Origin of the sequence: Cyclobacterium lianum (assembly GCF_900143075.1) — a bacterium.
Lineage (GTDB): Bacteria > Bacteroidota > Bacteroidia > Cytophagales > Cyclobacteriaceae > Cyclobacterium > Cyclobacterium lianum.
The window spans coordinates 408675-421998 of the sequence record NZ_FRCY01000004.1 but is presented as its reverse complement, the minus strand read 5'-3'; the positions used below and the strand labels follow the sequence as shown (position 1 = coordinate 421998).

Sequence of the window (13324 nt, the reverse complement as noted above, 5' to 3'; positions counted from 1 at the left end):
AAATGAAAAAGGGGCCGGAAAGGCCCCTTTTTCATTTAATAATTGTCTAACATTTTTTGGATATGGGCTCTGGCATCGAACATGTCTTGAAATACATCCTTGATCACATGTCCCTTATCCAGCAGATAAGTAATTCTTTTGGGTATACCAATTAAAGGCACCAACGCATCATATTTTTTGCATACTTCGCCCGATTGGTCTGATAGTAGTTCGAAGGGCAGGTTGTGGGCCTTTTTAAACCGCTGATGGGTGGCAATATCGTCTCGGCTGATGCCGATCACCGGCAAATCCAGGTCTTTAAAATCAGCAAACTGATCTCTGAATTCGCAGGCTTGAGCGGTACATCCTCCGGTAAAATCTTTCGGATAAAAATAGATCACGCAGGCTTTGCCAAAAAGATCCCTGGAAAGTTTAAAATCACTGCCTGAAGTGGATGGCAAAGTAAAATCAGGTGCTTTTTGTCCTTTCTTTAATCCCATTTTTTTAATTGGATAACAATACTTGCCGAATTAAGTTTTCCCGAAGGCTGTTTTTTGTCAGTAAGGAACCATTTATTACCACACGGGCTTTACTATAAGAATTTTGTTTTCATGAAAATCTAAACTGTTTTGAGCAATGCAAGTGTGCGGCACATGTTGCTGGCAAGTTTTTTCTTCGCTTTAATGAATGTGACGGTCAAATATCTGCCTCATATTCCAGCCATTGAGATCATTCTTTTTCGATCTGTATTCAGTTTTATTTTCAGCTTTTTGATCCTCAAAAAGCAAAAAGTACCTGTATTGGGCAATAACAAGAAATTATTGATCACAAGAGGAGCAGTGGGTTCTGTAGGTTTGATTACATTTTTCTATACCCTTCAGAAGATTCCACTGGCAAGTGCTGTTACGATTCAGTACCTGGGTCCGATATTTACCAGTATACTGGGTATCTTTATTGTACGCGAAAAGGTCCGGCCGATTCAATTTTTTTATTTTGCGATAGCGTTTTCCGGGGTGCTGATGATTGAGGGTTTTGATTCGCGGATAGACCCCCTATACTTAAGTATCGGTATCACATCTGCCCTTTTCTCAGGATTGGCCTATAATGTGATACGTAAATTGAAAAATACCGAACACCCGCTGGTGATTGTATTTTACTTTCCCCTGGTGACAATACCCATTGCCGGGCTGCTGAGTTATTATTTTTGGGTCAGTCCGGAAGGATGGGATTGGCTGCTGCTGTTGCTGATAGGGATATTGACCCAATTTGCCCAATACTTCATGACCATGGCCTACCAAAATGCCAATCTGGCCAAAGTGGCCAGCCTGAACTACATCGGGATCATTTACGCCCTTGGATTTGGTTTTGTGCTTTTTGGCGAAACCTATAATGTATGGACCTACGGTGGAATGTTGCTTGTACTTTCCGGGGTGATCATGAATTTGTTTAATTCGAGGAAAAACCGGATAAATTAGGGTTCAAATGGTGGATTAAGCCGCTGAAACCTGTAAATTTGGGTTTCTCAACACTATTTTTATGAAAATCACCAAGGATCTTTACCAAACTTCGCTAACCCTGCTGACTGATTTTTACCAATTTACCATGGCCTATGCCTACTGGAAGTCCGGCAAAGCGGAAGAAGAAGCAGTTTTCAATCTTTTTTTTAGAAAAAACCCCTTTCAAAGCGGATTTACGATTGCTGCCGGGCTGGATTATGTGATAGACTATTGTCGCAATATCAAATTTACAGACCATGACCTGGCTTACCTGGCAGAAATGAAGGATGCCAATGGAAAGCCGACATTTGATCCTGAATTCATTACGTATTTAAAAAACCTGACTTTTAGCTGTGATCTGGATGCTGTGGAAGAAGGAGAGGTGGTGTTCCCCAATATGCCATTGGTAAGGGTAAAAGGTCCGCTGATACAGTGTCAGCTTCTGGAGACGCCTTTATTAAATATTATTAATTTTCAGACACTCATTGCTACCAAGGCAGCGAGGATCGTTCTGGCGGCCAATGGAGACCCGGTGATGGAGTTTGGTTTGCGGAGAGCTCAGGGTATTGATGGTGCACTTGCTGCGAGCAGGGCTTCTTACATCGGAGGTTGCTCCTCTACATCCAATGTGATGGCCGGAAAGCTTTTTGACATCCCCGTATCTGGTACACATGCCCACAGCTGGATCATGTCTTTTGACAATGAAATGGCAGCATTCGATGCCTATGCGGCTACCTTTCCCGACAATACCATACTCTTGGTGGACACCTATGACATTAGCCAGGGCGTAAAAAATGCCATCGTCATCGCAAGGAAATTAAGGGAGAGGGGCAGGCAGTTGCAGGGGATCCGCATCGATTCAGGTGATCTGGCCTATTTCAGCAACATGGCCCGGGAAATGCTTAACCGCGCCGGGTTTCCCGAGGTGAAAATTGTGGCCAGTAACGACCTGGACGAACACATCATTACTTCCCTGAAAATGCAGGAGGCATCAATCGATATTTGGGGAGTGGGTACCAAACTGGTGACCGCATACGACCAACCTGCCCTGGGGGCCGTTTACAAACTTTCCGCATTGAAAAACCAGGAAGGAGAGTGGATACCCAAAATTAAGCTTTCGCAGCAATCAGTAAAAATAAACATCCCCGGATATCACAATGTAGTGAGATATACGGCCAACGGGAAGGCCATGGCCGATATGATCTATCTGGAAGGAGTGGATCATGGCGACAAGGTGACCATCATTGACCCAAATGACCCGACCAGAAGGAAGAAGATTTCGGTGGAACATGCATCCGCCGAAACTTTACTGAAACCCATATTTTCCAAAGGAGAAAAAGTATACCAACGCCCAACTATTCACCAAATCCGGCAAAGAACGCAGGAAAGACTGGCAGTCTTTGACAAGACCCATAAGCGTCTGATCAATCCGCACATTTATCCGGTAGGGTTGGAGGCAGGCTTGTACGAATTCAGGACCGCTCTGGTTTTGAAGGCCAAGGCTTTGGACAATGGGAATTGATTTTGCCTGGGCCGGCGATTTTATGATGCTGTTTAGGGGTACCGGGTTTGCCGGCACTTATTGTACCGGATCCAGGGCAGGAGGAGCTACAGATCCCAGGGCCATGATTTTCGGTATATTAAATGGGTTGTCCTGGTTATCTTCCAACTTCTTCAACTTCATGATTTCCAGGTTGCCACAGGAAAACGACAGCGTGCCCTCGTCGTCAATTTCGAAGGTATGTGCAGATTTCAAGACCGTAAGAAAAATATCTTCTCCATCTCCTTCACACCATTTTTCCGTCATCCCGGTAAATCCTAGTACGTCTATGCCATTTCCTTCCAGGTAAGTCAGGATACTGAAAATATTACAACCGGTGTGACCAAATGCAGTCTTGTTTACTGTATCAAAATAAAGGGTAGGCTTTTTGTCAGGGAATAACTCCTCAAACGGTTTGAACTTGTCATAAATATAGCTCAGTTCCCACAAGCCTTCAAGATCCTTTTGCGAGGTAGTTTTTTTTGAACTTTCCGGAAATGGCTCCACTTCTATGGTATCAGGAATCTGGGCAAATCCCAGGCCTGCTATCAGGGAAAATAAGATCATCCAAATAGGGAATAAACTTTTCATGAGTGCAGGGTTTATCGTCAGGGGAAATATAATGATTTATCGATAAGATAAAAAAAAATTGATCAAAAATTAAGCCATTTTCCAAACGGTAGTCTGCGAAAATGCCTGTATTCATAAAAACTCCGGGAAATTCTTCCCGGAGTAGTGTAAGACGGAAAAAACAATTACTGATCGGCCGTATTGCTATGAAGTTTTCCCAGCTCCTGATCTATGGTCCAGAGCCCGATACCTTCTTCGCCGATGATATCAAATATCTCCAGTGCCCTTCTGGCCAGTGTTTCCTCTTCTCTTTGTTCGGTCACGTACCATTGCATAAAACTAAATGTAGCAAAGTCTTTCACATTGAAACAATGGTCTACAATAGAATTAATAGATTTGGTCACCGCAATTTCATGTTCGAGGATAAGCTCAAATACTTCCCTCAGGGAGTTGAAATGCTGCCGTATATTGGTGATTTCGGGCTGAATGGCATGCCCGCCAGCTTCATTAATGTAGCGGAACAACTTCAGCATGTGGCCGCGTTCTTCTTCTGCATGATCGTACAGAAATTGCGCTGAATGTGTAAAACCCTGCATTTCAGCCCAGGATGCCATGGAAAGGTAGTATGCAGAGGACTTGCCCTCCATTTCCACCTGTTTGTTTAGCTTGTCTTCTGTGTCCAAAAGCAATGAGCGCTTTAGGGTCACGATTTCTTTTTCTTTGGTTTTCATATGCTTTTTATATTTGTTTTATTCATTGGGTAGTACCATAACATTTATTTTGCTAGGAAAATTTTCCGAGTGGAACACTTTGTGCAATGCCTTTACGAAGTACTCCTCCGAAGCTTCAAAGATATTTTCCACATATTTCTGAGGATTACGGTCGATCAGCGGAAACCAGGTACTTTGAATCTGGATTTGAATTTTATGTCCTTTCTTAAAGGTATGATAAACATCCTGTAACTGAAAATCAACCGCCGTGATTTGATCGGGAACGAAAGGACTTGGGCATTCAAAACTTTCCCTGTATCTACCCCGTATGACTTCTGATCTTACCATCAGATGATAATTTCCCATATCAACCCCATCCAGCACGTACTCGTGATTGGGGTAGTCGCCCGGTAAAACATCGATGAGCTTGACTACCCAGTCTGCATCTGTCTGGGAGGTGGCAACCTGCAATTGGGCCATAATTTCGCCTGCCAGTGTAATATCTTCCTCCAGCACTTCGGTTTCAAAGGTCAACACATCCGGTCTCCTGGCCGCGAATCGTTGGTCGTCTGCCATGTATTTCCTTGGGGTAAAATTGATTTTAATATCTTGCGTATAGGGGACAGGCTTGGCAGGATCCGACACAAAGGACGAAAACCTGTTGCCCGAGGGCATATCGCTGCTAAGCGCTCCCTCTTCCCCCAGGTAAAAGCTGGTCCATTCACTTTCTTTTGGGGGCCATTCATCGAAGGCTGTCCATTTGTTCAAGCCGGTGTCAAACATGTACGCTTCGGGCAAGCCCGGGCCACCGTTCCCTGATTTTTTCAGAAAATGATCGAAAAATTCCCTTTCGATTTCTAGCTGGTACCAGGTGGAAATGGAATCGCCAAAATACATGTTGGAAACCACCTGGGCTCCCTGCTCTCTGGACCAATCTCCATGAGACCAGGGGCCCATAACGAGGCTATTGTAGGTTTCGGGATTGTTTTTTTCTATGGTCTTGTATATGGTCAATGGCCCGTAAAGGTCTTCTGCATCAAACCATCCTCCGACTACCAATACCGCCGGACTTACATCTTTCAGGTGGGGGATGATGCTTCTTTTCTGCCAGAATTCGTTGTAATGTGGGTTTTCTTTTAATTGCTGCCAGAAAAAGTTATCCTCTCCATAGTATTTGTCTGCATTTTTTAACGAACCCATATCCATAAAGAACTGATAACCGTCGTTGGTTCCGGGATTTACCATGTCGTACCAGGCCTCTGTAGTCGGCTCGTCCTTCTGGTACCCGAAAACGCTGGTGGCCAACCAATAACTCAGAAAATATGCTCCATTGTGGTGAAAATCATCAAAATAAAAATCTCCGATGGGAGCTTGCGGAGACACGGCCTTCAAATTGGGATGGGCAAAAGGCAAAGCGGCAGCGCTGTAGAATCCGGGATAACTGATGCCCCACTGACCCACTTTCCCATTGTGGTTGGCTACATTGGCGAGTAACCATTCGATGGTATCAAAAGTATCGGTACTTTCATCAATAGCATTCGGGTCAGCCGTTCTTTCATTTAGGGTTGGACGCATGTTGTCATAGCTGCCTTCTGACATCCACCTGCCACGAACATCCTGATAAACAAATATATAGCCATCACGCATCAGGAAAGGGGAGGGGCCCAGGCTATTCTTTAGGTTACCCTCACCATAAGGTCCTGCGCTATAGGGCGTCCGCTGCATAAGAATGGGATACGGCTGCGACTCATCCAGTGGGCTGTATACCACGGTGTGAAGGTTAACGCCATCCCGCATGGGTATGGAGTATTCTTTCTTTTGGTAATGCTGAGCGACATAATCGTTTTGTTCCTGCCCGAAGGAGAGTGTGCTGGTTAATATAAAAATCAGGGCAGTAAGCCGGAAGTTATTTAAATCGGTACTATTCATGCGATTTGGTTTGGTTGACTGGTTGTTTTACCTCCAATACCCAGGCGCAAAACCTGATTTTGGAGTAAAAATGATTAGTTTTACGGTTTTATGGATCCAGACTTCCGGAATGCTGGTTTCCGACAGAAGCAGATCGTGTATAAAGTTAAAACAGTAATTTGAATAAATGAAGACCATTGCATTAATTCCTGCGAGGTTTGGAGCGACAAGATTCCCAGCCAAGCTGCTGGCCGACCTTCGCGGTAAGCCTTTGATTTCAAGAACCTATTTGAGCACGCTGGCTACAGGGGTTTTTGATGATGTCATGGTAGTGACCGATCACGATGACATTGCCAGGGCTGTGAAAAAAGAGGGAGGGAAAGTGTTTTTTAGTCAGCAGCAACATGAAAGTGGTTCTGACAGGATAGCTGAGGCCGCCGCATCGATTGAAGCAGATATCATCGTAAATGTTCAGGGTGATGAGCCTTTTCAGGACCGGACTTCCCTGTCGGACCTGATTGCAGCATTTGATGAGCCGGATGTTGAGGTGGCATCCCTGATGAGTCCCATCAGCGGTCAGGATCTGATCCAAAATCCGAACATTGTCAAGGTGGTGGTCGACGCAAACGGTTTCTCCCTGTATTTCAGCCGTTCTGCGGTACCTTTTCAACGAAATGAGGAGAGTGTTCCTTCCTATTTCAGGCACATAGGTATTTATGCCTACAAAAAAGAGCTGCTAATGGCTTTTACGCAGTGGGAGAAGTCAGCCCTTGAAAAAATCGAAATGTTGGAACAGTTGCGCTTGCTCGAAAACGGGCACAAGATCAAAATGGTAAAGACCCTGCACCAGGCCGTAGCCATCGATGTACCTGCAGATCTGGAAAAAGCGCTAGCCTATTATGACACTGAATTTTCGAAATAGCTCGGTCTAAGGTTTTGATAAGTATCCGCTTATAGGCTCATGCATGCAGCAAATTCAGGGAATGGACCACAGCCAATCCTGCTGTTTCCGTCCTCAATCGATGTTTACCCAGAGAACAGGGCCGGAAGCCTTTTTCCAATGCCAGGGTAATTTCTCCAGGGCTGAAATCTCCTTCGGGTCCGACAAGGACCAGATAGGATTGGTTGGGACTGGCCAGTTGAAACAAGTGTTTGCTGTTTTCCTTGTCCAGATAAGCAATAAATCGTTCATGGGTAGCAAACGACTGGTCAGAAATAAAATCTGCAAAATCTACCATTTCATTCAATACCGGCAGCCATGCTTTCTGGCTTTGCTTGCAGGCAGCAACCAATTTTTTGGTCAGGCGGTCTACGTTTACCTGATTTCGTTCTATATGGGTAGTTTTCAAAAAGGTGATTTCATTAAATCCTATTTCTGTGATCTTTTCCATCATCCACTCCATACGATCCAGGTTTTTGGTAGGGGCTATGGCCAAATGGATGTGAAACTCCTCCAGGGGAAAAAAATCCTGTCCGATGATTTTTAACCGACATTTTTTAGGATTGTTGTCCTCAATCATACATGTGAAAAAAGATCCTTTCCCGTTGGTGAAAAGTACGGTATCACCTTTATTTTTTCTCAGGACCTTGATCAGGTGATGCGATTCTTTTTTCTCCAATTCAAAAGATTCACCACTGATATTTGCTTCAAAAAACAGTTGCATAGGCCGGATGTTTGTTTTTACGAATTTATGCAATTTCGCATAAAAGATAAGGAGTAAATCCGTATTATTGCAGGCTATGAGCGAGCGTACAATTATCTGATATGGAATCCAGAATGCATACACATTTGATCAAAAAGACTAGCAATCCGGACTGGCAGGCCTGGCTGGAAGAAACACTGGAAGCATTTTCATGTGTCACCGGCACCGTCCATGTGCTTGACAAAGCAAGCAACCTACTGGAGCTGAAAGCACAGGTGGGTATACCGGATTTTCTATTGCCAAAAATGTCTCAGATCCCCATAGGAAAAGGAATGGCAGGCATCGCCGCAGAAAGGAAAGAGGCCGTGCAGGTATGTAACCTGCAATCTGATGATACAGGAGTAGTAAGGCCGGGAGCCAAAGACACCAAGGTGGAAGGGGCCATTACAGCTCCCATGCTGAAGGAGGGTATTCTCTTTGGAACCCTGGGAATTGCCAAAAAGGATCCCTATGAATTCTCCGCGCAAGAAGCCAGCATGCTGATGCAAGTAGCCGCATCCATGGCAAAAGCCATTTAGCCGGCTATACTTTGACAAATATTTTCAGCCTGTAGAGGATATACAAGAAAATCCAGACCAGTAAAAATGCACCAAATGCCTGAAATACCTCCTGCCAGCCTTCGGGTAGGGGCGCATACAAGCCGCCAAATAATTTTTCACTGGTATAATTAAAATTGATAAAACTGTAGGCAAAATACACCGTCAACGAATTCAGCCCGATCACCTGAAAGAAGAAAGCCCACTTACGGATTTTCCAGACATCAATGATCAGGTAAAATATCAACAGAAATAAAAAGGCCATCCCTGTGGTGAGCAGGATAAACGAGCTGGTCCAGAGGTGCTTGTTGATAGGGAAATGAAGGCTCCACAATAGTCCGACAGCAATTCCTGCTATGGCCAGGTATTTGATTTTGCGGTGATCCAGCCAGGCTCTGCCGAGGATCTCACCAGCCAATGTGCCAAAGAGGGTAAGGCAAAGTGCAGGAAACTGAGTCAGCAAACCCAGTTCATCATAGTTGCCCTGTAGCAGCCTTCCGGGAAGAAAAGTCCTGTCAAACCAACCTACCAGATTTCCTTCTATGCTGAGGTCTCCGGCTCCGTAGCCGGGTACCGGGATGAGGTACAAAGCAGCATAATACAGGAGCAGGATTCCCAGTCCTGTTAGCAGTCTTTTCGTGAAATCCAGGTTGAGAAAGAGAAGGGTAGATACAAAAGTGGCCAGACCGATTCTTCCCAGTACACTTCCCAGCCTGATTTGCTGGGGTTCAAAAAAAGTGATGGGCGCATTCTTATACAAGATCCCCAGTAAAATCAAAATCAACATTCGGATGAATGTTTTTCTGTATAAGGTAGCTTTTGACAGGCCCAGAGAGCGGCCTTTGTTCAGCGAAAATGTGAGGGAAACTCCGGCTATAAACAGGAACAAGGGGAAGATGAAGTCGTAGAAGGTAAATCCATTCCAGGCCGGATGTGTGAGCTGGTTTGCTACCCAGTCCAGCGCAGCGATACCTGTCTTACCCTTGAGCAGAACCAAAAAGGTACCTCCTCCGGCGATCAGTAACATATCGAAACCCCGGAGAGCGTCGATGGAAAGTAATCGTTTGGATTTCTGAGGATCGGCGGATACGGGTGATTCCAGTTCCGGGTCTTTTTTGGGACCTTTAGGGGTGGTTTTATTCATGATTAATATATTAGGTGATTTGGGCTTTTATACACAAAAATCCTTTGATTTAGAGGATTGCTTCCAATATATTTTATTTTTCTGAATTTAAAAAGTATTTTTATTCCTTCCATTGGATGTTGGTATATACTGCCAATGGCTTGTATTTGTAAATTAAGTGTCCAATTTTATGATGAAAAAGAACAGGAGAGATTTTCTGAAAGTAGGAAGTTTACTGGGGTTAGCGGGTCTATCTGGCTGGTCTTCAGAAATCAAGGCAGCTACTAAAAGTGGCCCTGCTGCACCGGCTGCTGAGTTCAATATGAGTGGATATGCAGCGCCGCCTCTGGAAAAAGTTAGAATAGGTTTTGTAGGACTCGGAAATCGCGGTCCTGGAGCAGTCGTCAGGATGAGCAAAATTGAGGGAGTCGAAATTAAGGCCCTCTGTGATCTCCGAGCAGACAGGATAGCACATGTAAAGGAAAGAATTAAGGATACCCCACATAATCCGGCGGTTTATACAGGTTCTGAAGATGCCTGGAAAGAAATGTGCACCTCCGGAGATCTGGACTTGATCTATATCGCTACTCCCTGGTATTTACATACACCCATGGCCGTATATGCCATGGAGCAGGGAAAACATGCGGCTACTGAAGTGCCTGCGGCAATCAGCCTGGAGGAGTGCTGGCAACTGGTAGAGGTTTCTGAAAAGACCCGCAAGCATTGCATGATGTTGGAGAACACTTGCTACGATTTTTTTGAACTGCTCACCCTGAATCTTGCGCGGCAAGGGTATTTTGGTGAGCTCATACATGGAGAGGGGGCCTACATTCACGACATATTGGAGGGAAACTTTTCCAAGACCAAGTATTTTGACATGTGGCGCCTGAAGCAAAACTTCAGGAACGGAAACCTGTATCCCACCCATGGCCTCGGCCCGGTGGCCCAGCTCATGAATATCAACAGGGGAGACCAGATGGATTATCTGGTAGCCGTTTCGAGTGATGATTTTATGATGGGAAAAAAGGCGCAGGCGCTTGCTGCTGAAGATGATTTTTACAAGCAATTTGCCGGCAAGAGCTATCGTGGCAATATGAATACGACCACTATAAAAACACATTTGGGTCGTACAATTATGCTTCAGCACGATGTCAGCTCTCCCAGACCTTATTCCAGACTGCATACCATCAGCGGCACCAAAGCATTTGCCCAGAAATACCCCGAACCCGGTAAAATATCTACCGGACATGAAGGCTGGCTTTCGGAAGATGCCATGAGAGAATTGGAGCAGGGCTACTATCCGCCTATTGTCCAGAAAATTGGTGAACTTGCCAAACAAATCGGAGGCCATGGCGGCATGGACTTTTTGATGGACTGGCGACTGATAGACTGTCTGAGAAACGGCATTCCCCTGGATATGGACGTTTATGACGCTGCCAGTTGGAGTGCAGTGGCACCTCTGAGCGAATGGTCGGTAGCCAATCGCAGTGAAACCATAGACATACCGGATTTTACCAGAGGAGCATGGAGAAACAATGAACCGGTAGATGTCTCATTGAGCAAAGGAGGCAATACAAATATACTTACCGGCTGATACCATAGCTGTAAAAGGCTTTGGTATTGCCCCTTTTTTCAACCATTTTTAAGTTTTATACCATCAATAAATCATTTTAATGAAAATTTATAAACGAAAAGACCCAAAAGAATTAGGTAAGCTGGCAGGTGATCATGCCGCGGCGGCAATTCAGTCCGCAATTGACAAGAAAGGCTCAGCGAATATTATTTTAGCGACCGGAACCAGCCAATTTGAAACATTGAACACCCTCCTGAGTCACCAGGAAATCGATTGGACGAAAGTGAGCATGTTTCATCTGGATGAATATTTGGGTTTGCCCATCACCCATCCGGCCAGTTTTCGAAAATACCTGAAGGAACGATTTTTGGGTAAAGTGAAAGCCTTGAAGGACTATTATCTGATAGATGGAGAGAAGAACCCTGAAGAAGAAACATCCCGCCTGGGAGCCCTGATTCAAGACCATCCCATAGATGTCGCACTGGTAGGTATAGGAGAGAATGGACATCTGGCATTCAATGACCCTCCAGCAGATTTTGAAACAGAAGAACCCTATCTGGTTGTGGATCTGGATGAGGCCTGCAGAAAACAGCAGTTGGGCGAGGGTTGGTTTCCCGACCTTCAGGCAGTTCCCAAAAAAGCCATCAGCATGTCTATCCGGCAGATCATGAAATCTAAAAAAATCATTTGCTCCGTTCCGGACGAAAGAAAAGCTGGAGCAGTCAAATCCTGTCTGGAAAACAAGGTTAGCCCTGAATTTCCAGCCAGTATCCTTCAGGAGCATCCAGACTGTGCGCTCTATCTGGATGAGGCAGCGGCCTCCATGCTGGATGGCGGATATACCTTTAATTGACCCTCAGATACAAGCATGTCAAAAACCCAAACGGTAGAAATAGGCTCGCTGAATCCAAGGCAGACGTACATTTCCATAGCCATTATAGGAGGATTATTCTTTATTTTTGGTTTTGTCTCCTGGGTCAATGCCATATTGATACCCTATTTCAAAATCGCCTGCGAACTGAATAATTTTCAATCGTACCTGGTGGCCTTTGCTTTTTACATTTCCTATTTTATTTTCTCAGTGCCGGCCTCGTATTTGTTAAAGGCGGTGGGCTTTAAGAAGGGCATGATGGTAGGTTTCTGGATCATGGCTCTGGGTGCTTTCGTTTTCGTTCCTGCAGCCATGGTTAGAACCTACGAGCTGTTTCTATTGGGTTTATTTATGATCGGTGCCGGACTGGCAGTATTGCAAACCGCCGCCAATCCCTACATTACCATTTTGGGTCCAAAGGAAAGTGCAGCACAGCGGATCAGTATCATGGGTATTCTTAATAAAGGTGCCGGGATACTGGCACCACTACTATTTGCTGCCGTGATTCTCCGTGTGTCGGACGATGAGATCATTTCCCAGTTACCGGCGATGGGCGAACTGGAGAAGAATATGTTTCTGGATGAGTTGATCAGCCGGGTAATCCTTCCCTATAGCCTGGTGGGTGCGGTACTGGTCATATTGGGAGTTCTGGTTCGGATTTCTCCCCTGCCGGAGATCAATACCGAGACAGAGACCGATTCGGTCTCCAGGGCGAATGCGAATAAATCCTATATCCTTCAATTTCCCCATTTGATATTGGGCGCACTTGCCATTTTCTTGCATGTGGGGACTCAGGTGATCGCCATTGACACCATCATGAGCTATGCCATATCCATGGATATTTCTCTGCTGGATGCGAAGGTCTTTCCTTCCTACACCCTCGCAGCGATGATAGCCGGCTATATTTTCGGCATCATCACAATTCCGAAGTACCTTTCACAGGTCACTGTTTTGAAGGCCTTTACCACCATGGGCCTGCTGTTTACTTTTGCCATATTGTGGATTGAAGGTGGTGTCTCTTTTCAGGGCATGCAGGTCGACATCTCGATATGGTTCGTAGTACTTTTGGGCCTGGCAAACTCTCTTGTATGGGCCGGCATCTGGCCTTTAGCCCTGGATGGATTGGGAAAATTCACCAAACTTGGTGCGTCAATTTTGATCATGGGCCTTTGTGGCAATGCCATTCTGCCAATGATCTATGGTTACTTTGCAGACGAAATCGGGCTAAGAGAAGCATATTGGGTATTGGTACCCTGTTACATTTACCTGATGTTTTATGCTTTTAAAGGTCACAGTATCCGAAAATGGTCCTGAA

At 45.2% G+C, this 13324-nt stretch carries 13 protein-coding genes; 7 read left to right on the top strand and 6 right to left on the bottom strand.

The features are described from left to right. Nucleotides 1-35: 35 nt before the first annotated feature. On the bottom strand, nucleotides 36-479 hold the full coding sequence (locus BUB19_RS08920) for a peroxiredoxin (RefSeq protein ID WP_073094147.1): 444 nt from the start codon (nucleotides 477-479) through the stop codon (nucleotides 36-38). Nucleotides 480-632: 153 nt separating this feature from the next. Here BUB19_RS08920 and BUB19_RS08915 point away from each other — a divergent pair, with 153 nt between their 5' ends. Both BUB19_RS08915 and BUB19_RS08910 read left to right on the top strand, forming a co-directional pair. After that, nucleotides 633-1454, top strand: coding sequence for a DMT family transporter (locus BUB19_RS08915; protein WP_073094146.1), 822 nt, complete (start codon nucleotides 633-635; stop codon nucleotides 1452-1454). Between the two features lie 61 nt (nucleotides 1455-1515). After that, nucleotides 1516-2997, top strand: coding sequence for a nicotinate phosphoribosyltransferase (locus BUB19_RS08910; RefSeq protein WP_073094145.1), 1482 nt, complete (start codon nucleotides 1516-1518; stop codon nucleotides 2995-2997). Nucleotides 2998-3054: 57 nt separating this feature from the next. Here the strand turns inward: BUB19_RS08910 and BUB19_RS08905 are convergent, their stop codons facing one another. From BUB19_RS08905 to BUB19_RS08895, 3 genes are all read right to left on the bottom strand, one after another. Then, nucleotides 3055-3606: an META domain-containing protein gene (locus BUB19_RS08905; RefSeq protein WP_073094144.1), complete on the bottom strand. Its 552-nt coding sequence runs from the start codon at nucleotides 3604-3606 to the stop codon at nucleotides 3055-3057. A gap of 164 nt (nucleotides 3607-3770) precedes the next feature. Continuing rightward, nucleotides 3771-4316 carry a ferritin gene (locus tag BUB19_RS08900; protein ID WP_073094143.1) on the bottom strand — a complete coding sequence of 182 codons (546 nt, stop codon included), beginning with the start codon at nucleotides 4314-4316 and terminating at the stop codon, nucleotides 3771-3773. Between the two features lie 18 nt (nucleotides 4317-4334). Beyond that, nucleotides 4335-6224 (bottom strand): CocE/NonD family hydrolase, encoded by a 1890-nt coding sequence (locus BUB19_RS08895; protein ID WP_073094142.1) that lies wholly within the window; start codon nucleotides 6222-6224, stop codon nucleotides 4335-4337. A 166-nt stretch (nucleotides 6225-6390) separates the two neighbouring features. Between BUB19_RS08895 and kdsB the strand changes: the two genes are divergently transcribed. Continuing rightward, nucleotides 6391-7125, top strand: coding sequence for a 3-deoxy-manno-octulosonate cytidylyltransferase (gene kdsB, locus BUB19_RS08890; protein ID WP_073094141.1), 735 nt, complete (start codon nucleotides 6391-6393; stop codon nucleotides 7123-7125). Nucleotides 7126-7162: 37 nt separating this feature from the next. Here the strand turns inward: kdsB and BUB19_RS08885 are convergent, their stop codons facing one another. Then, nucleotides 7163-7867, bottom strand: coding sequence for a 16S rRNA (uracil(1498)-N(3))-methyltransferase (locus BUB19_RS08885; protein WP_073094140.1), 705 nt, complete (start codon nucleotides 7865-7867; stop codon nucleotides 7163-7165). 101 nt (nucleotides 7868-7968) lie between these two features. Here BUB19_RS08885 and BUB19_RS08880 point away from each other — a divergent pair, with 101 nt between their 5' ends. Continuing rightward, nucleotides 7969-8424 carry a GAF domain-containing protein gene (locus BUB19_RS08880; protein WP_073094139.1) on the top strand — a complete coding sequence of 152 codons (456 nt, stop codon included), beginning with the start codon at nucleotides 7969-7971 and terminating at the stop codon, nucleotides 8422-8424. Between the two features lie 4 nt (nucleotides 8425-8428). Here the strand turns inward: BUB19_RS08880 and BUB19_RS08875 are convergent, their stop codons facing one another. Then, complete coding sequence (locus BUB19_RS08875) at nucleotides 8429-9586, bottom strand: acyltransferase family protein (protein ID WP_143155970.1); 1158 nt, start codon at nucleotides 9584-9586, stop codon at nucleotides 8429-8431. A 172-nt stretch (nucleotides 9587-9758) separates the two neighbouring features. Here BUB19_RS08875 and BUB19_RS08870 point away from each other — a divergent pair, with 172 nt between their 5' ends. The 3 genes from BUB19_RS08870 (at nucleotide 9759) to BUB19_RS08860 (ending at nucleotide 13323) form a co-directional block, all read left to right on the top strand. Further along, nucleotides 9759-11159, top strand: a complete 1401-nt coding sequence (locus tag BUB19_RS08870) for a Gfo/Idh/MocA family protein (protein WP_073094138.1) — start codon at nucleotides 9759-9761, stop codon at nucleotides 11157-11159. A gap of 79 nt (nucleotides 11160-11238) precedes the next feature. Further along, nucleotides 11239-11991 (top strand): glucosamine-6-phosphate deaminase, encoded by a 753-nt coding sequence (locus BUB19_RS08865; protein WP_073094137.1) that lies wholly within the window; start codon nucleotides 11239-11241, stop codon nucleotides 11989-11991. 15 nt (nucleotides 11992-12006) lie between these two features. After that, the gene (locus BUB19_RS08860; protein ID WP_073094136.1) at nucleotides 12007-13323 is read left to right on the top strand and encodes a sugar MFS transporter; all 1317 of its coding nucleotides are present in this window, start codon (nucleotides 12007-12009) and stop codon (nucleotides 13321-13323) included. Nucleotide 13324: the final 1 nt, after the last annotated feature.